The organism is Angustibacter sp. McL0619 (assembly GCF_049994355.1).
GTDB lineage: Bacteria > Actinomycetota > Actinomycetes > Actinomycetales > Angustibacteraceae > Angustibacter.
The window spans coordinates 595,814-618,910 of the sequence record NZ_CP188257.1 but is presented as its reverse complement, the minus strand read 5'-3'; the positions used below and the strand labels follow the sequence as shown (position 1 = coordinate 618,910).

At 72.3% G+C, this 23,097-nt stretch carries 23 protein-coding genes; 8 read left to right on the top strand and 15 right to left on the bottom strand.

All coding sequences use genetic code 11. The features are described 5' to 3' along the window. Positions 1–124: 124 nt before the first annotated feature. Together ACPPVT_RS02945 and ACPPVT_RS02940 are read left to right on the top strand one after the other, a co-directional pair. Entirely contained in the window at positions 125–1,231 is a 1,107-nt protein-coding gene (locus ACPPVT_RS02945) for an ABC transporter ATP-binding protein (protein ID WP_426565303.1), read from the top strand. 53 nt (positions 1,232–1,284) lie between these two features. Continuing rightward, positions 1,285–2,544 (top strand): DUF4032 domain-containing protein, encoded by a 1,260-nt coding sequence (locus ACPPVT_RS02940; RefSeq protein WP_426565301.1) that lies wholly within the window; start codon positions 1,285–1,287, stop codon positions 2,542–2,544. Between the two features lie 10 nt (positions 2,545–2,554). Here ACPPVT_RS02940 and rlmB read toward each other — a convergent pair whose 3' ends face one another. Continuing rightward, positions 2,555–3,574: a 23S rRNA (guanosine(2251)-2'-O)-methyltransferase RlmB gene (rlmB, locus tag ACPPVT_RS02935; RefSeq protein WP_426565299.1), complete on the bottom strand. Its 1,020-nt coding sequence runs from the start codon at positions 3,572–3,574 to the stop codon at positions 2,555–2,557. Then, positions 3,574–5,034 carry a cysteine--tRNA ligase gene (cysS, locus tag ACPPVT_RS02930; RefSeq protein ID WP_426565297.1) on the bottom strand — a complete coding sequence of 487 codons (1,461 nt, stop codon included), beginning with the start codon at positions 5,032–5,034 and terminating at the stop codon, positions 3,574–3,576. The genes rlmB and cysS overlap by 1 nt, the downstream gene beginning before the upstream one ends. A 53-nt stretch (positions 5,035–5,087) precedes the next feature. Between cysS and ACPPVT_RS02925 the strand changes: the two genes are divergently transcribed. Next, complete coding sequence (locus ACPPVT_RS02925) at positions 5,088–6,173, top strand: S-(hydroxymethyl)mycothiol dehydrogenase (RefSeq protein WP_426565295.1); 1,086 nt, start codon at positions 5,088–5,090, stop codon at positions 6,171–6,173. Then, positions 6,170–6,805 carry an MBL fold metallo-hydrolase gene (locus ACPPVT_RS02920; protein ID WP_426565294.1) on the top strand — a complete coding sequence of 212 codons (636 nt, stop codon included), beginning with the start codon at positions 6,170–6,172 and terminating at the stop codon, positions 6,803–6,805. Before ACPPVT_RS02925 ends, ACPPVT_RS02920 begins: the two co-directional genes overlap by 4 nt. Positions 6,806–6,913: 108 nt before the next feature. Here the strand turns inward: ACPPVT_RS02920 and ispF are convergent, their stop codons facing one another. The 4 genes from ispF to ACPPVT_RS02900 form a co-directional block, all read right to left on the bottom strand. After that, the gene (gene ispF, locus ACPPVT_RS02915; protein ID WP_426565292.1) at positions 6,914–7,414 is read right to left on the bottom strand and encodes a 2-C-methyl-D-erythritol 2,4-cyclodiphosphate synthase; all 501 of its coding nucleotides are present in this window, start codon (positions 7,412–7,414) and stop codon (positions 6,914–6,916) included. A 9-nt stretch (positions 7,415–7,423) separates the two neighbouring features. Further along, entirely contained in the window at positions 7,424–8,137 is a 714-nt protein-coding gene (ispD, locus tag ACPPVT_RS02910) for a 2-C-methyl-D-erythritol 4-phosphate cytidylyltransferase (protein ID WP_426565290.1), read from the bottom strand. Beyond that, on the bottom strand, positions 8,134–9,216 hold the full coding sequence (locus ACPPVT_RS02905; RefSeq protein ID WP_426565288.1) for a PIN/TRAM domain-containing protein: 1,083 nt from the start codon (positions 9,214–9,216) through the stop codon (positions 8,134–8,136). The genes ispD and ACPPVT_RS02905 overlap by 4 nt, the downstream gene beginning before the upstream one ends. An 83-nt stretch (positions 9,217–9,299) precedes the next feature. Further along, on the bottom strand, positions 9,300–9,782 hold the full coding sequence (locus ACPPVT_RS02900; protein WP_426565286.1) for a CarD family transcriptional regulator: 483 nt from the start codon (positions 9,780–9,782) through the stop codon (positions 9,300–9,302). 297 nt (positions 9,783–10,079) lie between these two features. Here ACPPVT_RS02900 and ACPPVT_RS02895 point away from each other — a divergent pair, with 297 nt between their 5' ends. Then, positions 10,080–10,556, top strand: a complete 477-nt coding sequence (locus tag ACPPVT_RS02895) for a hypothetical protein (protein WP_426565284.1) — start codon at positions 10,080–10,082, stop codon at positions 10,554–10,556. Between the two features lie 4 nt (positions 10,557–10,560). Here ACPPVT_RS02895 and ACPPVT_RS02890 read toward each other — a convergent pair whose 3' ends face one another. Continuing rightward, positions 10,561–11,241 carry a response regulator gene (locus ACPPVT_RS02890; RefSeq protein WP_426565282.1) on the bottom strand — a complete coding sequence of 227 codons (681 nt, stop codon included), beginning with the start codon at positions 11,239–11,241 and terminating at the stop codon, positions 10,561–10,563. Next, the gene (locus ACPPVT_RS02885) at positions 11,238–12,461 is read right to left on the bottom strand and encodes a sensor histidine kinase (RefSeq protein ID WP_426565280.1); all 1,224 of its coding nucleotides are present in this window, start codon (positions 12,459–12,461) and stop codon (positions 11,238–11,240) included. Before ACPPVT_RS02885 ends, ACPPVT_RS02890 begins: the two co-directional genes overlap by 4 nt. Before the next feature lie 122 nt (positions 12,462–12,583). Between ACPPVT_RS02885 and phoU the strand changes: the two genes are divergently transcribed. Beyond that, entirely contained in the window at positions 12,584–13,258 is a 675-nt protein-coding gene (gene phoU, locus ACPPVT_RS02880) for a phosphate signaling complex protein PhoU (RefSeq protein WP_426565278.1), read from the top strand. Positions 13,259–13,449: 191 nt separating this feature from the next. Next, the gene (locus ACPPVT_RS02875; RefSeq protein WP_426565276.1) at positions 13,450–14,418 is read left to right on the top strand and encodes a hypothetical protein; all 969 of its coding nucleotides are present in this window, start codon (positions 13,450–13,452) and stop codon (positions 14,416–14,418) included. Between the two features lie 139 nt (positions 14,419–14,557). Here the strand turns inward: ACPPVT_RS02875 and ACPPVT_RS02870 are convergent, their stop codons facing one another. From ACPPVT_RS02870 to ACPPVT_RS02855, 4 genes are all read right to left on the bottom strand, one after another. Next, positions 14,558–15,310: a phosphoglyceromutase gene (locus ACPPVT_RS02870; RefSeq protein WP_426565275.1), complete on the bottom strand. Its 753-nt coding sequence runs from the start codon at positions 15,308–15,310 to the stop codon at positions 14,558–14,560. Between the two features lie 24 nt (positions 15,311–15,334). Further along, positions 15,335–15,835: a YbjN domain-containing protein gene (locus ACPPVT_RS02865; protein ID WP_426565273.1), complete on the bottom strand. Its 501-nt coding sequence runs from the start codon at positions 15,833–15,835 to the stop codon at positions 15,335–15,337. A 9-nt stretch (positions 15,836–15,844) separates the two neighbouring features. After that, positions 15,845–17,101, bottom strand: a complete 1,257-nt coding sequence (gene mshA, locus ACPPVT_RS02860; RefSeq protein WP_426567037.1) for a D-inositol-3-phosphate glycosyltransferase — start codon at positions 17,099–17,101, stop codon at positions 15,845–15,847. Positions 17,102–17,187: 86 nt separating this feature from the next. After that, positions 17,188–19,479, bottom strand: a complete 2,292-nt coding sequence (locus ACPPVT_RS02855; protein WP_426565271.1) for a TIM-barrel domain-containing protein — start codon at positions 19,477–19,479, stop codon at positions 17,188–17,190. A gap of 25 nt (positions 19,480–19,504) precedes the next feature. Between ACPPVT_RS02855 and ACPPVT_RS02850 the strand changes: the two genes are divergently transcribed. Beyond that, complete coding sequence (locus tag ACPPVT_RS02850) at positions 19,505–20,329, top strand: class I SAM-dependent methyltransferase (protein ID WP_426565269.1); 825 nt, start codon at positions 19,505–19,507, stop codon at positions 20,327–20,329. Here ACPPVT_RS02850 and dacB read toward each other — a convergent pair. From dacB to ACPPVT_RS02835, 3 genes are all read right to left on the bottom strand, one after another. Beyond that, positions 20,313–21,611, bottom strand: coding sequence for a D-alanyl-D-alanine carboxypeptidase/D-alanyl-D-alanine endopeptidase (gene dacB, locus ACPPVT_RS02845; protein WP_426565267.1), 1,299 nt, complete (start codon positions 21,609–21,611; stop codon positions 20,313–20,315). The genes ACPPVT_RS02850 and dacB overlap by 17 nt on opposite strands. 71 nt (positions 21,612–21,682) lie before the next feature. Further along, positions 21,683–22,108, bottom strand: coding sequence for a D-aminoacyl-tRNA deacylase (gene dtd, locus ACPPVT_RS02840; protein ID WP_426565265.1), 426 nt, complete (start codon positions 22,106–22,108; stop codon positions 21,683–21,685). A 10-nt stretch (positions 22,109–22,118) separates the two neighbouring features. Further along, positions 22,119–23,066, bottom strand: a complete 948-nt coding sequence (locus tag ACPPVT_RS02835) for an asparaginase (protein ID WP_426565263.1) — start codon at positions 23,064–23,066, stop codon at positions 22,119–22,121. Between the last annotated feature and the right edge of the window lie 31 nt (positions 23,067–23,097).

Below are 23,097 nucleotides of genomic sequence, written 5' to 3'. Positions count from 1 at the left end.
CTCCCAGCACCGAAAGTCCACCGCAAACCCTGTACGTCGCGGGCGTCGTAGGACAGGATGTAGGCGCTCACCCTCCACGACGGATCGTCCGGCACGTACCTGCCGGTGAAGGGATTGACCTGACATGGCTACTGTCACCTACGACGCCGCGAGCCGGATCTACCCGGGCAGTGACACTCCGGCAGTCGACAAGCTCAACCTTGACATCGCAGACGGCGAGTTCCTCGTCCTCGTCGGGCCGTCCGGCTGCGGCAAGACGACCTCCCTGCGCATGCTGGCCGGACTCGAGGACGTCAACGACGGCCGCATCCTCATCGGCGACCGCGACGTCACCCACGAGGCGCCCAAGGACCGCGACATCGCGATGGTCTTCCAGAACTACGCGCTCTACCCGCACATGACTGTCGCCGACAACATGGGCTTCGCCCTCAAGATCGCCGGCACACCGAAGGCGGACATCCGCAAGCGGGTTGAGGAGGCCGCGAAGATCCTCGACCTCGAGCCGTACCTAGACCGCAAGCCGAAGGCACTCTCCGGTGGCCAGCGCCAGCGCGTCGCCATGGGCCGCGCGATCGTCCGCCAGCCGCAGGTCTTCCTGATGGACGAGCCGCTGTCGAACCTCGACGCCAAGCTGCGCGTGCAGACCCGCACCCAGATCGCGTCCCTGCAGCGTCGCCTGGGCATCACCACCGTCTACGTCACCCACGACCAGGTCGAGGCGATGACGATGGGCGACCGCGTCGCGGTGCTCAAGGACGGTCTGCTCCAGCAGGTGGACACCCCGCGCCGGATGTACGACCACCCGGACAACGTCTTCGTGGCCGGCTTCATCGGCTCGCCCGCGATGAACCTGATCGACACGGCCGTGACCGACGGTGGTGTGCAGTTCGGCTCCGGCACCTTCCCGGTGGCCCGCGAGCACCTCGCGACCGCTGGCAAGACCGTCACGGTCGGGGTGCGTCCCGAGGACCTGACCCTCACCACCGAGGGCAACGGCCTGGCCGTCACCGTGGACGTCGTCGAGGAGCTCGGCGCGGACGCGTACATCTACGGCAGCACCGCAGCCCAGCAGCACGTCATTGACGCCGACGAGGGCGCGGAGACCAAGCCGTTCATCGCTCGGGTCGACGGGCGCAAGCCGCCGGAGAAGGGCCAGACCATCTACCTGGCTCCCAAGGAGGGCCACGTGCACATGTTCAACGCCACGACCGGCGAGCGCATCGGCGACTGAGCCTCATCCTTCCTGCTGCCCGGCGCTCGTCGGGCAGCAGGAAGGATGCAGTCATGGCACCCATCAGCTCCCTGCAGATCACCGCGGCTCGACCGGAGTCGGCGCTGCTCGACCTGCCTTGGGACCTCCCGCTCGAGGACTGGCCGGCCGAGCGGCTGGCAGCGTTGCCACGGGGCATCTCCCGGCACGTCGTCCGTTTCGCCAAGCTGTCCGGGCGGGTCGTGGCGATCAAGGAGATCCGCGAGGACCTGGCCCGCCGCGAGTACGGGCTGCTGCGTCTGCTGAACCGCCTGGACGTCCCGTCGGTCGAGCCCGTAGGCGTGGTCACCGGCCGGACGGACCAGGACGGCAAGCCACTGGACCCGTGCCTGGTCACCCGGCACCTGCAGTTCTCGCTGCCGTACCGCGCGCTGTTCAGCCAGAACCTGCGCCCGGACACCGCGTCCAGGCTGGTCGACGCTCTGGCCGTGCTGCTGGTCCGTCTTCATCTGACCGGCTTCTTCTGGGGCGACGTGAGCCTGTCGAACACGCTGTTCCGCCGCGACGCGGGGGCGTTCGCGGCCTACCTGGTGGACGCCGAGACCGGCGAGCTGCACGACAGCCTCAGCGACGGCCAGCGTGAGCACGACCTGGAGATCGCCCGGGTGAACATCGCCGGCGAGCTGATGGACCTGCAGGCCGGCGGCCTCCTGGAGGCCGAGGCCGAGCCGGTCGACGTCAGCGAGCTGATCATCCACCGGTACCGCGGCCTGTGGGAGCAGCTGACCGGGACGGAGTCGTTCGAGCACGGCGACCGGTGGCGGGTCGAGGCGCGGATCCGGCAGCTGAACGAGCTGGGCTTCGACGTCGGCGAGCTGGCCATCACCACCGACATCGACGGCGCCACGGTCCAGATCCAGCCCAAGGTGGTGGACGCCGGGCACCACTCACGACGCCTGCTCCGGCTGACCGGGCTGGACGTCGAGGAGAACCAGGCCCGCCGCCTGCTGAACGACCTGGACAGCTATGCCGCCGCGCAGGGGCGTCAGAGCGAGGACGAGGAGATCGTCGCCCACGACTGGCTGAACCAGGTCTTCGAGAAGGTTGTTCGACAGGTGCCGAAGTCGCTGCGCGCCAAGCTGGAGCCGGCTGAGCTCTTCCACGAGGTGCTGGAGCACCGCTGGTACCTCAGCGAGCGGGCCGGGCACGACGTCAGCTCGAAGAAGGCGGCCGACGACTACGTCACGAACGTGCTGCCGCACAAGCCGGACGAGGCGGCGATCCTCGGCGTCGACACCCAGGCCATCCCCGTCGTCGCACCACGGGAGGGCTAGCGCGGCGACGCTACGCGCCGTGCGAGCGCCGCCGTGCGACCTCGTAGAGCGCCACTCCCGCAGCCACCCCGGCGTTCAGGGACTCGGTGGCGGCGTGCATCGGGATCGACACGATCATGTCGCACTGCTCGCGGACCAGCCGGGACAGGCCCTTGCCCTCTGAGCCCACCACGATGACCAGCGGGTCGTGCGCCATGGCCAGCTCGGGCAGTTCGAGGTCGCCCTCCATGTCCAGCCCGATCACGAAGCAGCCGGCCTGCTGCAACGACTCCAGCGCCCTGGTCAGGTTCGTGGCTCGGGCCACCGGCAGCCGCGCGGCCGCACCCGCGGAGGTCTTCCATGCGCCCGCGGTCATCCCCGCGGCCCGCCGCTCGGGCACGATCACCCCGTGCCCGCCGAACGCGGCAGCGGAGCGGACGACGGCACCGAGGTTGCGCGGGTCAGTGACCGCGTCCAGGGCGACGATCAGCGCCGGCTGGCCGGCGTCGTCCGCGGCGGCCAGCAGGTCACTGGGGTGCGCGTACTCGTACGGCGGGACCTGAAGCGCCAGCCCCTGGTGGATGGCCCCGTCGGTGAGTCGGTCCAGCTCGCCGCGCGGGGTCTCGAGGATGTTCAGCCCGCGTGCGGAGGCGATCTTCAGCGACTCCTTGACCCGGTCGTCGGAGTCGATCCGGCTCGCCACGTACATCGCGGTCACCGGGATGTCGGCGCGCAGCGCCTCGACCACGCTGTTGCGACCGGCGACGATCTCGCTGCTGGCCTTGCCGGTGCGCCGCACCGGACGACCCGGCGCACGACCCCCACGGCTGGACGGCCCGGCACTGGTGCGGCCGCCCTTGGCCAGCGCGGCCTCACGACGCTCGGCGCCGCGCTTGCGCTTGGCCGCGATGTGCTTGTCACGGTCCTCGGCCTTCGGCGTAGGGCCCTTGCCCTGCAGGCCCTTTCGCTGCTGGCCGCCGGTGCCCACCAGCGGGCCCTTGCGGGATGCACCCTTGCGCGTTGCGCCCTTGCGTTGGGAGTTGCCGGCCATCAGGACTCGCTCTCGGGGTCGGAGGTGCTGCGGAGCAACGACCAGCGGGCCCCTGCCGGTGTGTCTTCGATCGCGATGCCCGCGGCGACCAGCCGGTCCCGGATCGCGTCCGCCGTGCTGAAGTCCCGGGCCGCCCTGGCCGCCTGTCGCGCGTCGAGCTCGACCTGCACCATCGCGCCGAGCGCGACGGTGGCGCGATCATCGTCCACGCCAGAACCGTTGTGCCACATCGGGTCCAGCGGATTGACGCCGAGCACGTCGGTCATCGCCAGGACGGCGCCGGCAGCGGTGAGCGCGGTCGCTTCGTCCCCCTCGTCGAGCGCGGTGTTGCCGGCCCGCACGGTGTCGTGCACGACGGCCAGCCCGCCGGAGACGTTGAGGTCGTCGTCCATCGCCTGGGCGAACGCCGCCGGAACGGCAGTGGTCGCCAGCTCACCGAGCCGGGCGGCCCGGGTCAGGAAGCCCTCGATCCGCTCGACCGCGGTCTCAGCCTCGCGAAGTGAGTCGGGCGTGTACTCGATCATCGAGCGGTAGTGCGCGGCACCGAGGTAGTAGCGCAACGCCAACGGCCGCGTCGACTTCAGCACCTCGTTGACGATCAGCGAGTTGCCCAGCGACTTGCTCATCTTCTCGCCGCCGACGGTGACCCAGCCGTTGTGCAGCCAGTAGCGGGCGAAGCCCAGACCAGCGGCGTGCGACTGAGCCTGCTCGTTCTCGTGGTGCGGGAAGCGTAGGTCGACCCCACCACCGTGGATGTCGAACGTGTCGCCGAGGTACTTGCGGGCCATCGCCGAGCACTCGAGGTGCCAGCCCGGGCGACCACGGCCGTACGGCGAGTCCCAGCTCGCCGACTCGGGCTCGCCCGACTTGTGGCCCTTCCACAGCGCGAAGTCGCGGGTGTCCCGCTTGCCGCGCGGGTCGGCGTCCTCGGCGGGGTTCATGTCGTCGATCTTCTGGTGGGTCAGCTCGCCGTACTGCGGCCAGGACTTCACCTCGAAGTAGACGTCCCCGGCGCCCTCGCCGCCGCCGTTGCCGTCGTCCGCCCCGGGGTAGGCGTAGCCGCCGTCCACCAGCGTCTGGATCAGCTCGAGCATCTCGGGGATGTGCCCGGTGGCCCGCGGCTCGTAGGTCGCCGGCAACACGCCGAGGGCGTCCAGCGCCGCCGAGGTCTGCCGCTCGAACGCGTACGCCCAGGCGAACCACGGCACGCCGGCCGCCTGCGACTTGGCCAGGATCTTGTCGTCGATGTCGGTGACGTTGCGGACCAGCGTGACCTCGAGGTGGTGTCCGTGGGTCAGCCAACGACGCAGGATGTCGAACGCGACGGTGAACCGGACGTGCCCGATGTGCGGCGCCCCCTGCACGGTCAGACCGCAGATGTACAGCCCGACCCGGCCCGGCTGCAGCGGCTCGAAGTCGCGCAGCTCACGGGTGGCGGTGTCGAACAGGCGCAGGCTCACCCGGTCAAGGTTACCGGTGGTCAGGGGGCACTCGTGACCCGTAGATTCGCGGCATGCCGCAGACCGTGCAAGGAGTGATCTCTCGCGCCAAGGGCGCACCCGTCGAGCTGGTGGACATCGTCGTCCCGGATCCCGGGCCGGGCGAGGCCGTCGTCCAGATTCAGGCGTGCGGGGTCTGCCACACCGACCTGCACTACCGCGAGGGCGGCATCAACGACGAGTTCCCGTTCCTGCTCGGGCACGAGGCGGCCGGCGTCGTGGAGTCGGTCGGCGCGGGCGTCACCGACGTCGCCCCCGGCGACTTCGTGATCCTGAACTGGCGCGCCGTGTGCGGCACCTGCCGGGCCTGCCTGCGGGGGAAGCCCTGGTACTGCTTCACCACGCACAACGCGAGCCAGCGGATGACGTTGACCGACGGCACCGAGCTGTCCCCCGCGCTCGGCATCGGCGCCTTCGTGGAGAAGACGCTGGTGCACGCCGGGCAGTGCACGAAGGTGGACGCCGCCGCGCCGGCCACCGCCGCCGGGCTGCTCGGCTGCGGGGTGATGGCCGGCTTCGGCGCCGCCGTCAACACCGGTGGCGTCGGGCGCGGCGACACGGTCGCGGTGATCGGCTGCGGCGGGGTCGGAAACGCGGCCGTCGCCGGCGCCCGGCTGGCCGGCGCGACGACCATCGTGGCGGTGGACGTGGACGAGCGGAAGCTGGTGTGGGCCAAGCGCTTCGGCGCCACGCACACCGTGAACAGCCGCGAGCGCGACGCGGTCGAGGCCATCCGGGAGGCCACCGGCGGCTTCGGCGCGGACGTCGTCATCGAGGCGGTCGGTCGCCCCGAGACCTACGAGCAGGCGTTCTACGCCCGCGACCTGGCCGGCACCGTCGTCCTGGTCGGCGTACCGACACCCGACCTGAAGATCGAGCTGCCGATGATCGAGGTGTTCGGCCGCGGCGGAGCGCTGAAGTCGAGCTGGTACGGCGACTGCCTGCCCAGCCGGGACTTCCCGATGCTGATCGACCTGTACCTGCAGGGGCGCTTCGACCTGGACGGCTTCGTCAGCGAGACCATCGGCCTGGGCGACGTCGAGGCGGCGTTCGAGAAGATGCACCGCGGCGAGGTGCTGCGCTCGGTCGTCGTGCTGTGAGCGGCGAAGTCCGGATCGACCGCGCCGTGCTGTCCGGCACCTTCTCGCTGGACGGGCAGACTTTCGACGTCGACAACAACCTCTGGGTGCTGGGCGACGACGACGAGTGCGTGGTCATCGACGCCCCGCACGACCTCGACGCGATCGCCGAAGTCGTCGGCGACCGCGAGGTCCTCGCCATCGTCTGCACCCACGCCCACGACGACCATGTCCGGGTCGCGCCGGCGCTGGCCGACCACTTCGGCGCGCCGGTGCTGCTGCACCCGGACGACCTGCCCGTCTGGCGGCTCACCCACCCGTGCCGGATGCCCGACGGCGACCTGCAGGACGGCCAGGTGATCACGGTGGCCGGGACCGACGTCCAGGTACTGCACACCCCGGGCCACGCACCGGGGGCCGTCTGCCTCTACGTCCCGTCCCTGGGCACCGTGTTCACCGGGGACACGCTGTTCGCCGGCGGACCGGGAGCGACCGGACGCAGCTTCAGCGACTTCCCGACGATCATCGCCTCGATCCGCGAGCGCCTGCTCACCCTGCCGGGCGACACCGTCGTGCGCACCGGCCATGGCGAGGTGACCACCATCGGTGCAGAGGCCCCACAGCTGGACGCCTGGATCGATCGCGGCCACTGACCCGCCCCCAAGGTTGCTCCCCTCAACCCGCTTTACTCAGCTCAGACCGGTGTGGGAGCGCTCTCGACCGGTCTGGGCTGAGCAATGCGGGTTCGGTGGAGCAAGGGTTTAGGGGCGGGGGACGACGAGTGCCGTGGCGATCGCTGCAACGCCCTCGCCGCGACCGGTCAGGCCCAGCCCGTCGGTCGTCGTCGCGCTGAGCGAGACCGGCGCACCGCATGCCGCCGACAGGGCGGCCTCGGCCTCGGCCCGGCGGGCACCGAGCCGCGGTCGGTTGCCGACCAGCTGGACTGCGACGTTGCCGATCTCGAACCCCGCCTCCAGCACACGCCGCGCGGCCTCGGCCAGCAGCACCACGCCTGCCGCGCCTGCCCACGCAGGCTCGGCACTGCCGAAGTGCGTGCCCACGTCTCCGATGCCGGCCGCGGCGAACAGCGCGTCGCAGCACGCGTGCGCCACGACGTCGGCGTCGCTGTGACCCGCCAACCCGCGCTCGCCCGGCCAGTGCAGCCCGGCCACGTGCAGCTCGCGGTCGCTGCCCTCGGGCGCGAAGGCGTGCACGTCGGTGCCGACGCCGACCCTGGGCAGCGGCGTGGAGGGGGAGGTCACGGCGCGAGCCTAGTCACCGCGGCCGCGGGCCAGCAGCCACTCGGCGAGGGCGAGGTCCTGCGCCGTCGTGACCTTCAGGGCCAGCTCGTCGCCGGCCACCACGGTCACCGCGAGACCAAGTCGCTCGACCAGCGCTGCGTCGTCCGTGGCGGCCGAGTCCCCGGCCGTCTCGTGCGCCTGCTCCAGGACAGTCCGGTCGAACCCCTGCGGGGTCTGCACCCGGCGCAGCGGCTCGCGGTCCACCGTCGCGACCACGTGACCGGCGTCGTCCACCTCCTTGAGGGTGTCCACCACGGTCAACCCGGGCACCACCGCCGGCGCGTGTGGCCCGACGGCCGCGGCGACCCGGGCGACCAGCGAGGCCGGTGCCAGGCAGCGCGCGGCGTCGTGCACCAGGACGACCTGGACGTCGGCCGGCAGCGCCCGCAGGCCGGCCGCGACCGAGTCCTGCCGCCGCTCACCGCCCGCCACCACCTGCGCCCGGTCGCCGAGCAGCTCGCCGGCCCGCGCGACCAGCTCGACCGGCACCACGGCGACGACGTGCCGGACGCCACCGTCCCGCACCCGGGACACCGCGTGCTCGAGCAGGGTGACCCCGGCGAGCTCGACGAAGGCCTTGGGGCGCCCCGCGCCCAGCCGGGTGCCCGACCCGGCCGCCACCACGACGGCGCCGACCAGCGGCGCCGCGCTCTCGTCGGCCAGACCCATGTCGGCCGCGCTCATGTGACCTGCGAGCGGCCGAAGACCATCCGGCCGTTGGCCGTGGTGAGCACGCTCGTGACGACGACCGGTACGTCCTGGCCGATCCGTTCACGGGAGCGCTCGGCGACCACCATCGTGCCGTCGTCCAGGTAGCCCACCGCCTGGCCGGACTCCTTGCCCGGCTTGATCAGGCTGACCCGCACGACGTCACCGGCGGTCACCGGGGGGCGGAGCGCCAGGGCGAGCGCGTGCAGGTTCATCACCGAGACACCGGCCAGCGCGGCGGCCTTGGCCAGGTTCGTGTCCAGCGTGACCAGGTTGGCTCGGCGGTCCAGGCAGATGCGGACGAGCTTGGCGTCCACCTGGGGGATCTCGCGGGCGCCGTCCGGGATCACCTCAAGGTCGACGTCGCGCTGGCGGCGCAGCGCGTCCAGCGCCTCCAGCCCGCGCCGGCCCTTGGCGCGGCGCAGGTCGTCGCCGGCGTCGGCCAGACCCTGGAGCTCGTCCAGCACCGGCTGCGGCACGAGGAAGCTGCCCCCCAGGAAGCCCGCGGTGACGACGTCCACGATCCGGCCGTCGATGGCCACCGAGGTGTCCAGCACGCGCTCGCCGGCGCGACCTGCCGCTGGTTCGGACAGGCCGGCCTGCGCCCCGAAGAGCGCGAGCAGGTCGTGCCGACGGGCCACCCCCACCCGGTAGCCGAGCAGGGCCAGCGTCACGATGATGAAGCCGAAAAGCGGAAGCATCACGACCTGGCTGCCGATCAGCAGCAGCGGCCAGGTCACCGCCGCGGCCAGCACCACACCGATCGCGGCCCCGATCATGCCCGAGAGCACCTGCTCCGTGGAGCGTTGGCGCAGGTTCCGCTCGGCCGAGGCGACCGATCGCACGGTCAGGCGGGCGATCACGCCGCCGAGCACGTAGCCGACGGCCGCGCCGAGCAGCACCCCCGCACCGACTGCGTCCAGCGGGCCGAGCTGCAGCTGCTCAGGGTCGGTGGCCACCGCGATCTGGTAACCGAGGCCGGCGAAGAACACCACGACGAACAGGCGCAGCAGCTCGATGACCCCGGCGGGCACTCGGATGGGGCGAGGGTTCACGGGCATCAGTGTGTCGGACGCAGAAACGTGCGACGGCGGGACACCCCGTCAGGGGGCCCGCCGTCAGCGACGTCGATGGCGACTCAGGAGGCCAGGACCTCGTCGAGGATCGCCTCGGCCTTGTCTTCGTTCGTGTGCTCGGCGAGGGCCAGCTCGCTGACCAGGATCTGCCGAGCCTTGGCGAGCATGCGCTTCTCGCCGGCGGACAGGCCACGGTCCTTGTCGCGACGCCACAGGTCGCGGACGACCTCGGCGACCTTGATCACGTCGCCGGAGGCGAGCTTCTCGAGGTTGGCCTTGTACCGGCGCGACCAGTTGGTCGGCTCCTCCGCGTGGGGGGTGCGCAGCACCTCGAAGACTCGATCCAGCCCCTCCTGGCCGACGACGTCACGGACGCCGACGAGGTCGAGGTTCTCGGCGGGTACCTCGATGGTCAGGTCGCCTTGGGCGATCTTGAGAACGAGATACATCTTGTCCTCGCCCTTGATCGTGCGGGTCTTGACCTCTTCGATCACTGCCGCACCGTGGTGCGGGTACACGACCGTCTCGCCGACTGTGAAGACCATGTGCTCTTTTCCCCTTTCGCGGGTCTCCAGAATATCACGCGATTCGCGTCCCGCAGAAGGAGTCAGAACTGTATCGGTGCAGGTCAGAGCCCCTGTTTGTCACCACAAGGGCTCTTGACAGACGGCTGGGCGCATGCTCGGGCCGCGAACACGAGGTCGGCGAGGGTCGTCGTGCCCGGCGGGCGCGGACGGCCGGCAGGCGCGGCTCGACGCCCGCCCGATACCCTGTGCGACGGGTCCAGCCAGCTGTCGGCCGGACCCCCGAACCGGCAGTCCAGTCCGAGGAGAGTCGTCGCCGTGATGCGTCCCATCCGCCGGGGTCTGGTGGCCCTCGCCGTCGTCGGATCGATGACCCTGCTGGCGTCGTGCGCCGTGTTCTCACCCAAGACGACCAACGAGAACTACGACGCGGCGGACGGCGTGACCGCGAACCTGGGCGAGATCGTCGCCCGCGACCTCCTGGTGGTCGGCAGCAAGGGCGAACAGGGGCTGCTGTCCGGCGCCATCGTCAACAACGGAACGGACGACGCCTCGGTGACGATCACCGCCAAGGGCCAGCCGCAGCCCGTCACCGTCAGCCTCCCCGGTGGGGCGCTGGTCACTCTGGGTAACGGCGAGGACCAGACCAACGTGGTGGTGGGCAACCTGACGGTGGAGGCCGGCTCGATGCTCGACGTCACGATCAGCACCCCCACCGGCGGCCAGGTCGTGACGCCGGTCCCGGTGCTGCCGGCCGAGGGGCCGTTCGCCACGGTGACGCCCACCGCCGACTGACCGATCAGGCGTCGAGCTTGTAGCCCAGCCCGCGCACCGTGGTCAGCATCGTGGGGCGTCCCGGGTCGGGCTCGATCTTGGCTCGCAGCCGCTTGACGTGCACGTCCAGCGTCTTGGTGTCGCCGACATAGTCACTGCCCCACACGCGGTCGATCAGCTGGATCCGGGTCAGCACCCGGCCGACGTTGCGCAGCAGCAGCTCGAGCAGTTCGAACTCCTTGAGCGGCAGCGGAACCGGAGCGCCGTCCACGGTCACCACGTGCCGGTCGACGTCCATCCTGACCCGGCCCGCGTGCAACGTCGGGGAGAGCAGGTCCTCGGGCTCCTGGAGCCGGCGCAGCACCGCCTTGACCCGGGCCAGTAGCTCGCGGCTGGAGTAGGGCTTGGTCACGTAGTCGTCCGCTCCGAGCTCGAGGCCGACCACCTTGTCGATCTCGGAGTCCTTGGCGGTCAGCATGATGATCGGCACCTGGCTCTGCGCGCGCAGCCGTCGGCAGACCTCGGTACCGGAGATCCCCGGCAGCATCAGGTCGAGCAGCACGAGGTCGGCCCCGGCGCGGGCGAACTCGTCGAGTGCCTGCTGCCCGTCGGCCGCGACGGCGACCTCGTACCCCTCCTTGCGCAGCAGGTACGACAGGGGGTCGGAGAAGGACTCTTCGTCCTCCACGACGAGGATGCGGCTCATCCGCGGGCCTCCTGGGCGTTGCTCTGGTGGGCGGGATCGAGGACGTCGTCGGACGCGACCACCCCGACGGCTGGCTGGTCGATGGCGGGGACCAGGTCGCCAGGCGCCGCCGGCAGCCGCACGGTGAACGTCGAGCCCTCGCCGGGCTGGCTCCACACCGTGACCTCACCGCCGTGGTTGGCGCTGACGTGCTTGACGATGGCCAGGCCGAGACCGGTGCCGCCAGTGCTGCGCGAGCGTGCCGGGTCGACCCGGTAGAAGCGTTCGAAGATGCGGGCCTGCTCCTCCTCGGAGATGCCCACGCCCTGGTCGGTGACCTTCACCTCGACGAGTCCGTGGTGCATCGTCACGGCGACAGAGACGCGGGTGCCGGCGCCGGAGTAGGCGATCGCGTTGTCGACCAGGTTGCGCAGCGCGGTCATCAGCAGGTCCCGGTCACCGAAGACCCGGGCCTGGGGCTCCCCCGAGACGGCGAGCTCGACGTCCTTGGCGGAGGCGACCAGTCGGCAGCGGTCCACCGCCTCGGCGATCACCTCGTCGACCACGACCAGGCGTGGCGGGTGCAGCGTGTCCGCGACCTGCAGCCGGGACAGGTCGACGATCTCCTGCACCAGATGGGACAGCCGGCTCGCCTCGACCTGCATGCGTGCCGCGAACCGCTGCACCGCGGCCGGGTCATCGCTGGCGTCCTGCACGGCCTCGGCCAGCAGCGAGAGCCCGCCGATCGGCGTCTTCAGCTCGTGGCTGACGTTCGCCACGAAGTCGCGGCGGACCTCCTCGACCCGGTGCGCCTGGGTGCGGTCCTCGACGAGCAGCAGCAGGTGCCCGGCGCTGAGAGGGGCGACCCGGGCGCGGACGGTCAGCCGGGCCGGGCCGAGCGGGCCACGAGCAAGCTCGAGCTCGCTCTCGCGGATCACGCCGTCGCGCCGCACCTGGCGGACCAGGTGGCGCAGCTCGGGGTGGGTCAGGTCCTTGCCGGACACGATCCCGTACGCGTACGCCGCGGGGCTGGCCTTCACGACCGAGTCGTCCCCGGCCACCACCACCGCGCTCTCGCGCAGCACGGCCAGGACGTCGGCCACGCCGCGCGGCAGGGTCGGCTCGGGCTGGGCCGGCATCGCCCGCTGCGCGCGCTCGGACCAGCGCACCGCCAGCAGGGCGCAGCCGCCCAGCGCGAGTCCGGCGACACCGCCCAGTGTCGCCGCCGTTGCAGGATCCACGTGCCCAGCGTACGCATGCCCGCGCCGCGCCCCGAGTCGGCAGCGACCCGCTGACCTGCGACTTCAGCGAATGTTCACCTCGGCAGCGGAGTCCGTTCACCAGGCGCTGGCACCCTCGCCGCATGCGCAATGCGTTCCACGAAGGACTCGACCACACCTCCGACCAGCTCGTCGAGATGACCCGGCTCGCCGGCTCGGCGATCGCCCGGGCCACCACGGCCCTGCTCGACGCCGATCTGGCGATCGCCGAGAGCGTCATCGCCGCGGACGAGCAGATCGACCAGATCCAGCGCGAGCTGGACGAGCTCGCCCTCGACATGCTGGCTCGCCAGCAGCCGGTCGCCACCGACCTGCGCACCATCGTCACCAGCATGCGGATGAGCGCCGACCTGGAGCGGATGGGCGACCTGGCCCGACACGTCGCCAAGGTGGCGCGCCGGCGCTACCCGGACTCCGCCGTCCCGGCCACCCTGCGCGCCACCCTGCTGGAGATGGGCCAGGTGGCCGAGCGGATCGTGGCCAAGGCGGGATCGGTGATCGCCTCGCGGGACGTCGCGCTCGCCGTCCAGCTGGAGCAGGACGACGACGAGATGGACCGGCTGCACCGGCAGATCTTCGCCCAGCTGCTGGGCGGCGGCTGGTCGTACGGCATGGAGGCCGCCGTCGACATCACGCTGGTCGGCCGGTACTACGAGCGCTTCGCCGACCACGCGGTCTCGGTCGCGCGCCGCGTGGTGTACCTGGTGACCGGTGAGTGGCACGAGTCCTACGACCCCACCGCCGCGCACACGCCCTGACGCCACCGCCGCCCGCGCCTGCGCACCACCGCCGCGCCCTCGTGGTAGCAGCCGTGGTTGCAGTCAGGTGGGGGTGATCACCCCCACCTGACTGCAACCACGGCTGCATCGTGCTCGGCCCGACCGCGGACGGGGGGTGTTTTCCACAGGCGTTCCACGCTCCAAGGCGTGTTTCGGACAGACTCGAGGCCATGCCCGATGAGCCCTGGACGACGGTCGCCGATGACCAGCTGGGGCTGCTCACCCGCGCGCAGCTGACCCGGCTCGGAGTCACCCGTGAGCAGCTGCGCTGGCGGCTCGGTCGGTCCTGGCGACTCGTCCTGCCCAGCGTCGTCGACCTTCGGCCGACCGTCGGCCAGCTCACGCACGGCCGCCTACTCATCGCGGCCTCCCTCGAGGCCGGGGGTGGCGTCATCAGTGGCCACCATGCCTGCCTGTGGCATGGACTGCGAAACGCCCGCGGCCACCGGCCCGTGCTGGTACTCGTGCCGTCGCGGCAGGCCAGCCGGGACGTCGGCTTCGCCCAGATCCGGCGCACCACCCGACCCGACGCCCGCACCGTCCAGGTCGGCAGCATCCGGATCGCTAGCCCGGCACGAGCCGTCGCCGATGCCGCGCGCACTTCGACCAGCCTGGACGAGGCCGCGAGCATCGTGATCGAAGGAGCTCAGCGCAGGCTGACGTCATTGCCGGAGGTGATGCACGAGGTCGAGGCAGGTCCTCGCCAGGGCAGCGCGCTGGCGAGGCGGGCCCTGGCCCAGGCCAACACCGGCGCGTGGTCCGTGCCCGAAGTCGATCTGTTGCAGAGTTGCGCTGGCAGCCGGGTGCTGCCGCACGCGTGGCCCAACCCGGAGCTCGAGCTCGCCGACGGTACGCGGCTGATCTCACCCGACGCGTGGTTCGATGACATCGGGATGGCGGTGATGGTGCATTCGCGGACGCACCACAGCCGAGACGCCGACTGGGAGGGCACTGTCGAGGCGGATGGTCAGCTCATCCAGGCCGGGATCCTGGTGCTCGGCTTCACTCCACGGTCCATCCGGCGTGAGCCTCGCGACGTCCTACGCAGGATCGAGCGCACCTACGCGACCGCACGATCCTCGGGTCGGCTGCGGCCCGACGTCCGGATGATCCCACGGGCCTTCGGAATCGCTACGTGATCGCAGGCGTGGTCGCAGCGAAGTGGGGGTGATCACCCCCGCCTGGCTGCAACCACGGCTGCATCGATATGGCGGGCATGGACTCCCGTCGGGACGTCGGGACGGCGGGGCGGGCGGGGTCAGGGTGTGGGTCAGGGGGTCAGCGGCCCTGGTTGGCGACGGCTGCGGCTGCCTCGGCGGCGGCGGCCGGGTCGAGGTACTCCCCACCCGCCTCGAGCGGGGTCAGCTCGGCATCCAGCTGGTACACCAGCGGCATCCCGGTGGGGATGTTGAGGCCGGCGATGTCGTCGTCCGAGATGCCGTCCAGGTGCTTGACCAGGGCGCGCAGCGAGTTGCCGTGGGCGGCCACCAGCACCACCTTGCCATCTCGCAGGTCCGGCACGATCCCGTTGTGCCAGTAGGGCAGGAAGCGTTCGAGGACGTCGGCCAGGCACTCGGTGCGCGGGGCGGCGGCGCCCAGGTCCGCGTACCGCGGGTCACGGGACTGGGAGAACTCGGAGTCGTCGTCCAGCATCGGCGGCGGGACGTCGTACGAGCGGCGCCAGAGCATGAACTGCTCGTCGCCGTACTCGTCCAGCGTCTGCTTCTTGTCCTTGCCCTGCAACGCCCCGTAGTGCCGCTCGTTCAGCCGCCAGCTGCGCCGCACGTTGATCCAGTGCCGGTCGGCGACGTCGAGCGCGATGTTCGCACTGGTGATCGCCCGGCGCAGCAACGAGGTGTGCACGACGTCCGGCAGCAGGCCACGGTCGCGCAGCAGCTCGCCGCCGCGACGCGCCTCGGCCTCGCCCTTGTCGGACAGCGCCACGTCCACCCAGCCGGTGAACAGGTTGCGGGCGTTCCACTCGCTCTCGCCATGGCGGAGCAGGATCAGCGTGTGCGGCGCGTCGCTCATGGCGCAGAGCCTATCGACAGCCGCTCAGCCGTCGGGGGCCAGGAGGTGGCGGAACGCCTCGAGGTTGCGGGTCGACTCACCGCGTGAGACCCGCCAGTCCCACTCGCGCTTCATCGAGCTGAGGAAGCCGATGGTCAGCAGCGGGTCGAACGAGGAGTCCGCGGCCTCCAGCAGGGACCCGAGCAGGGCGTCCACCGTCGCGGCGTCCACCCCGACCAGCGGCAGCCGGCCGACCAGATACACGTCCCCGGCGTCGTCAGTGGCGAAGGCGACCCCGACCAGCCGGGTGTTGCGCCGCAGCAGCCAGCGGTAGAACTGCTCGGCGTTCTCGTCCGGGTGCCGGATCACGAACGCGGACGCGGACAGCGAGTGGTCACCGACCAGCAGCGACACCGTGGTCCGCAGCTTGTGCTCACCGGGCAGGGTGGCGACGACCTCACCCGGACGTCCACCGGCCTCGTGGTCGATCCCCGCAGCGGCCAGCAGGTCGAGCAGCAGCCGCTCGGTCTCGTCTCGGGTCGACACGCTGCGACGCTACAGCGCCACGCCCGTGAGCGAGCCGGCGAACGTCGCCGCCGCCGAGGCGTAGGCGTGCTGCAGCCCGTCCACGGTGGCGTCCCAGCTGAACCGCGCGGCGTGCTCGACGGCCCCTCGGGCCAGCTCGGCCCGGCGCGCGTCGTCCACGACCAGCTCCCCCAGCCGCCGGGACCACACGTCCGCGTCGTGACCGGGCACCAGCAGGCCACTGCGCCCGTCGGCGACTGCGTCCCGCAGCCCGCCGACGTCCGCTGCGACGACCGGGGTCGCACAGGCCTGCGCCTCCAGCGCCACCAGCCCGAACGACTCGCTGTACGACGGGACGGCGACCAGGTCGGCCGCCCGGTACCAGTCGACCAGGGCGTCACCGTCGGCCGGCGGTTCGAAGCGCACGCAGTCCGCGATGCCGAGCTCACGGGCCAGCCGCATCAGCATCGTGGGTTCGCGCAGACCGGACCCACTGGGCCCGCCGACGACGGCCACCACCAGCCGGCGGCGCAGGTCCGGCTGGCGCTCGATCAGGTGTGCGGCGGCGCGCAGCAGCACGTCCGGCGCCTTGAGCGGCTGGATCCGGCCGACGAACAGCAGCAGCACGGCATCGGACCGGACGCCGAGTCCGGCCCGCGCGCGCTGCCGGCCGTCCGCTCCACCGGGGGTGAAACGGTCCAGGTCGACGCCCGGCGGGACCACGCTGATCCGGCCCGGGTCCGCGCCGTACAGGTCGACGAGCTGGCCGGCCTCGTCCGCGGTGTTCGCGACCAGCCGGTCGGCGGCCTCCACCACCTGCTGCTCGCCGATCTCCCGGCCGGAGGGCTCGGGGTCGTCACCCTCGGCCAGCGTCAGGTTCTTGACCCGCGCCATGGTGTGCATGGTGTGCACCAGCGGCACCTGCCAACGGTCCGCGGCCAGCCAGCCCACCTGCCCGCTGAGCCAGTAGTGCGAGTGGATCAGGTCGTAGTAGCCGACCGGACGCGCGGCCTCGGTGCGCATCACGCCGCTGGCGAAGGCGCAGAGCTGGCCGGGGAGGTCGTCCTTGCCGAGGCCCTCGAAGGGCCCGGCAGTGACGTGCCGGACCAGCACCCCGGGCGCCAGCTCGGACGTCGGCGGCAGGCTGCTGCTGGTGGCCCGGGTGAAGATCTCGACCTGCACGCCGCGCTCGGCCAGCCGGCGAGCCGTCTGCACCACGTACACGTTCAGCCCGCCGGCGTCGCCGGTGCCCGGCTGGGCCAGCGGCGAGGTGTGCACGGCGAGCATCGCCACGCGGTGGGGTTGGGCCGTCCCGGCCGCAGGGTGCTCACTCACGCCTGTCGCAACGCCGGTGAGGGGCCCGGCTGTTCCGCTCACGGCTGCGGCACGCTGGCCGGCGGCGAGGTCGGCACCAGCAAGTCGGCGCCCGCGAGCGCCCGCCGGGCCGCCGCGCCGTCGTCGTCCCCCTCGCGGTACAGCACGACGGCTCGGCCCACTGGGGCGGCGAGCGTGACCTCCTGCGGGGTCGCCAGGTCGGTCGCAGTCGAGGCCTGGGCGCTGGGGACGGCGGACGGCGGACCGACGACGTGCCGCTCGCCGGTGAACAGGTCGACCCAGGTGCCTGGCGGCAGGCTGGCCTGGACGGCCCGCTGACCGGCTTTCAGCACTGGGACCACCAGTAGCGAGTCGCCGAACATGAACTGCTCGGCGGTGCGGTCCTGACTCAGCTCGGGGTCCTCCAGCCAGAGCGGACGGACGACTGGCAGCCCGTCGACCACCGCCTGGCGGACGGCCGATCGCCGGTACTGGGCGAGGGCCGCGAACACCCGGCTGGTGTGGGCGAAGGCCGCCAGCCGTGCGGGCGAGTCCCAGACCTGCTTGTTCGCGTCGGGGCGGTCGCCGTCCGAGGTGACCAGCAGGGAGCCCATCGAGGCCAGCTCGGCCCAGCGGGCGAGCAGCTCGTCGGTTCGCTCTTGGGCGCGTCCGGACCAGCTCGTCACGGTGCTGGTACCGCCGACGGGCGCGGCGACGACGGTCAGCCCGGCCACTCCGGCGTTCAGCGTGGCCGGCAGCACGGCACCCAGGCCGCGCTGGGACCAGTCGGTGGCCAGCTGACCCAGCCCGAACGCGCCGACGTCGGTGGCCCGTTCGCTGGCGGTGTCCTGCAGCAGCAGGCAGTCCGGCCGCCCGGCGTCAACGCAGGCCTGGCGGGTCATCGCTGCCCAGCGGGCCGGCCAGGCGTTGTGCTCCGTGGCGGCGCTGCCCTCGGCCAGCCGGGCATTCGGGGGCAGCTCGGCGCCGCCGAGCACCTGCCAACCGGACAGCCGCTCGTCGCGCATGCGGTCGGCCAGCACCGTGGTGTACCAGGTGACCGCGGCGGGGTTCGTGAGGTCGATCAGCGCCCCCGGCACCGACCCGACGTCCGGGTCCGGGGTGCGCACCTGCACCGACCGGCCGCTCGCGTCGGTCACCAGGAAGCCGCGATCGCGAGCGGTGGCCAGCAGCTGCTGCTCGTCGGTCGGGCGGGACGCGCGGGCGCGCAGCGCCAGGCTGGGGCTCACGCTGGTCAGCACCCGCACGTCCTTGGCGGAGAGCCGGTCGACCAGGGCGTGCCAGCCCGGGTACCGCGGGCGTTCTCCACCGTCCTGCACGAGCACTGCGGCCAGCACGGCGTTTGCGTCGAGCAGCTGGACCGCGGCGTCCAGCACCCGCTGCGTCGAGCCGCGCACGCCCACGACGGCCCCTGAGGTGGCCCAGACCGGCAGCGGGTGCAGGCGACCGGCGTCGCTGCTGTGCTGGCTGACCATCTGCACGGGCGTGCCGTCGTAGAGCCGCACGGACAGCTCGGGTTGCCAGACGGTGGTATCTACCCGCCCCTGGTGGCGCAGGTCGAGGGTGGTGTAGCCCGTCCCGTCGACGGCGAAGCCGTTTGAGGCGCTGCTCAACAGCATCGGGACCGGCCCGAGCGAGGCGCCGGCCGTGTCGTGCACGCCGGTGCCACGGACCAGGATCGGGTACCGGCCGTCGCGCAGCAGCACCTGGTCGCCCTGCACCCCGGCGCCGCGCATGGACCAGCCGGGGCGGCGGTAGGCGTGCATGGCGACCGCGTCCGCGCCGGGCACCTGCACGTCCATCACGATCCGCGAGTCGGGCTCGCGCCGGGTGATGGTCAGCCGGAACGGCAGGGAGTCGGCGCCACGCGGCTGGTCGTGGAAGATCCGTCCGGTGTAGACCACGTTGCGATCGCTCAGCGTGCGCCCGGTGACCTGAAGGTTGCCGAGGGTGCGGTCGACCTGCTCGCGCACCTGCCAGTGCGGGCCGTCGTGGGCTTCCCAGCCGGACGACTCGGACGTTCCCGCGTCGCTCCAGGCGAGGTGCCCGAGCCCGGCGGTGAACGGCGAGGCCTGGTCCACCCCGCGCCACACGGTGGCCGACTGACGGGTCACCAGCAGGCCGCCGAGCCCGAACTGCACGTACACCCCGTTGCCCAGGGACACCGCGCCGCGCAACCCCGGCTGGACCTGGAGCAGGCCGGGGACCAGGTCGCTGGCGTCCCGGTCCCCGTGCAGGCCCGGCAGCCGGCCGGCGAAGGCGGCGACCAGGACCACCGCGCAGGCGAGCGCGGTCGCCACCCCCGAGACGAGGACCCGGGTGGCGCGGCGCACGGTTGGAGCATGTCACCCTCGACCTGTGCAGCACGAGCCGGGACGACGCGCCGCCCGACCCGTCGGCGCGATCACCCGGGGGACCACGAACCCGAACCGGCTGCGCCGGGTGGATCGCTGGATCGCCGGCCCGTTGGCGGCGCGCTGGCGGACTGCCGCTGACCCGCTGGTCGTCGACCTGGGCTACGGCGCGACACCGGTGACCGCGGTCGAGCTGCTGGCGCGGCTGCGCGCGGTGCGTCCCGACGTCGAGGTGCGCGGGCTGGAGATCGACCCGCAGCGGGTCGCCGACGCCCAGCCGCTGGCCGGCCCGGGGCTGGCGTTCGCGCTCGGCGGCTTCGAGATACCGCTGGAACGCGGCCGGCGAGCGATCGTGGTCCGCGCGTTCAACGTGCTGCGCCAGTACGACGAGGCCCAGGTCGCATCAAGCTGGGACACGGTCCGCGAACGGCTGGCGGACGGCGGCGTGCTGGTCGACGGCACCTGCGACGAGGTCGGACGACGCGCCAGCTGGATCGCGGTCGGCAAGGAGGACGGTCCGCTCTCGCTGACGCTCTCGCTGCGGCTGCGCGGTCTGGGTCGCCCGTCGCAGGTCGCCGAACGACTACCGAAGGCGCTGATCCACCGCAACGTGCCCGGCGAACGGGTGCACGACTACCTCAAGGCCCTGGACGCCGCATGGGACCGGGCGGCCGCACTGGCTGGTTTCGGTGTGCGGCAACGATTCCTGGCCACGGCAGGCCAGCTGCGCACGGACGGATGGCCGGTGCTGGACGGCCCGACGCGCTGGCGGCTGGGTGAGGTGGGCGTGGCCTGGTCGGCCGTGGCGCCGCTCAGTAGCAGCCGTTGACCGTGGCGGCCAGCATGTCGACCCGGCCGCGCAGCGTGGCGCTGGGCGCCAGGCCGTCGACCATGAACGCGAACGCCTTCAGCCGGCCGTCCGTGCCGTAGGTGTAGCCGGCCAGCGTGACCGTGTCGCTCAGCGTGCCGGTCTTGGCGACCACCCGGCCGACGGCGCATCGCGACTGCGGGGTCGCGAAGCGGTGCGCCAGGGTCCCGGTCCGACCGGCGACGGGCAGGGCGCCGTTGCGCAGCACGGCCAGGTCGTCCTGCTGGCTCTCGAGGATGTTGTCAACCACCCGGGCCAGCTGGGTCGAGGTGAGCCGGTCCAGGCGGGACAGCCCGCTGCCGTCGCGCAGAGTGGCGACGGGCAGCAGCACCCCGTCGCGGGCGAGCACCACGCGCTGGGCCTGCCGGGCGCCCAGCCAGGACGTCGAGTAGCCGGCCTTGCGGGCGACCAGCCGGTGCAGCGCCTCGGCGTGGTCGTTGTCGCTGACCAGCATCATCTGCTGCACGATCGAGGCGAGGGTGTCGCCCTGCACCTTCGCGATCACCGGAGCGCCCTTGACGGCGATGGCTCGGCCGACCGTGCTGACCTTGAGCCCGCGATTGGTCAGCTTCTGGGCGAAGGCTGCAGCAGCGTCCAGCGAGGTGTCCTGGGCGTGATGGCCGTTCACGACCAGGGCGCGGACCCAGCGGACGTCGGCCGGCACGTAGCCTGCCTTCCAGCCGTCGGCCAGCGAAGGCCTGGCGAAGAGGTGGTCGTCGGCGTACACCCGCACGGTCCTGACGCTGCCCAGCTTGAGCTGCGCGATCGTCTGGTCGGCCAGTGCGGCCAGGTCGGTGCCGGACAGGCTGGGATCGCCGGCCCCGACCAGGTATAACGCGCTGCTGGCACCGGACCGCTTGACCGTCGTGGTGAAGCGGTAGCCCGGCCCGTACAGGCTGAGCGCGTTGGTCGCGGTGACCAGCTTGGTGGTGGACGCCGGACGGCGGGGCACGCGGCCCTTGTAGGACCACACGACCCGGTTGCTGGCAACGTCGATCACGGTGCCGCTGTACTGGGTGCCGAAACGGGCGACCGTGGCCCGGGCGGACAGCATGGCGGCGATCCGCCGGTCCGCCGCCGTCGGCGCAGCCACCGTGCGCGCCGCGCTGGCCGCTCCGCTGACGGCCGCGGTGACAGCCGTGCGGGCCGAGGCCGGCGAGCTGGCCGCCGATGGATCGGCCAGCCCCACCACGCTCAGACTGGCGAGCAGGACGACAGGGACCAGGACGGCACGACGAGGCATACCTTCACGATCGGGTCGAAGCAGTGCTTTCTTAACGTCCGACTCGGTCGTACGGCCCGGCCGGCCGTGGTTCAGGCCTCCAGCAGCACGGTGACCGGCCCGTCACCAGCCAGCTCCACCCGCATCTGCGCGCCGAACTCACCGGTCTCCACCTGCAGGCCGCGCGCCCGCAGGGCCGTGACCACGTCGGCGACCAACGGCTCGGCCACCGACCCCGGAGCGGCCGCGGACCAGGACGGGCGACGTCCCTTGCGGGTGTCGCCGTAGAGGGTGAACTGGCTGACCACCAGCACCCCGCCGCCGACGTCCAGCACGGACCGCTCGTCGTCCATGATGCGCAGCTCGGCCACCTTCCGGGCGATCGTGGCGACCTGTTCGGGCCCGTCGCCGTGGGTGACCCCGACCAGCACCAGCAGCCCCGCGCCGTCGATCGCGCCGACGACCGCGCCGTCCACCAGCACCCGGGCCCCGTCCACCCGCTGCACCACCGCGCGCACGCGCTGGCGCCTAGCCGAGCGGCAGCGCGACGACCGCGCCGACCGGCTGGCCGTGGCCCAGCACCGGCGCGTGCCGCAGGAACTGCACGTCGGACGACGCGACGCCGGCCAGCCGCAGCGCCTCGGCCATCACGACCGGGCGGGCCCGCTGCCCGCCGTCCGCGATCTTCAGCGCGACCGCGCGACCGTCGTCCAGCGCCGCCGCGAACACTGCTTCGGCCCCGTCCTTGGCGATCAGCCCGGGTACGGCTCGGATCAGCGTCGTGACGTCGCGGCGGGAACCCCCCAGGTACTCCGGGTAGGCCCGGACGGCGGCCGCCACCCGACCCGCCTCGGACGTCGCGGCGGCCGTCGCCATGGCCCGGAAGCTGCGCGCCAGACCGGTCAGCGACTGGGCCATCACGGGTGCGCCGCAGCCGTCGGTGCCGGTGGCCACCACGGGTTCGCCGGCCAGCTCGGTGAGCGTGTCGGCGATGGCCGCCTGGAGCGGGTGGTCGGCGTCTCGGTAGCTCGCGGTGTCCCAGCCGGCCGCGACGCAGGTGGCCAGCATCGCGGCGTGCTTGCCGGAGCAGTTCTGGGCCAGCGGGACGGCCCTGCGCCCGGCCGCGATCCAGGCCCGGCGCTCGGTGTCGTCGTGGGGCAGGTCGGGGGTGTTCTGCAGGTCGGCCTCAGTCAGTCCGGCACCGGCCAGGATCCGCTGCGCCGCAGCCAGGTGGAAGGCCTCGCCGGAGTGGCTGGCCGCTGCCAGGGCGAGCAGCTCGCCGTCCAGGTCGAGGCCGCTGCGCAGCATCGCCGCGGCCTGCGCGAGCTTGTTGGAAGAACGGGCGAAGATCGGCGCCTTCGGGTCGCCGGCGCTGGCCAGCACCTCGCCGTCCGGGCCGAGCACGACCACACTGCCGTGGTGCACGGACTCCACGAAACCCGAACGGACGACGTGCGCGAGGGGGACGTCAGGCATGCGCCGACGGTACTGGGACGACGTGCACCTC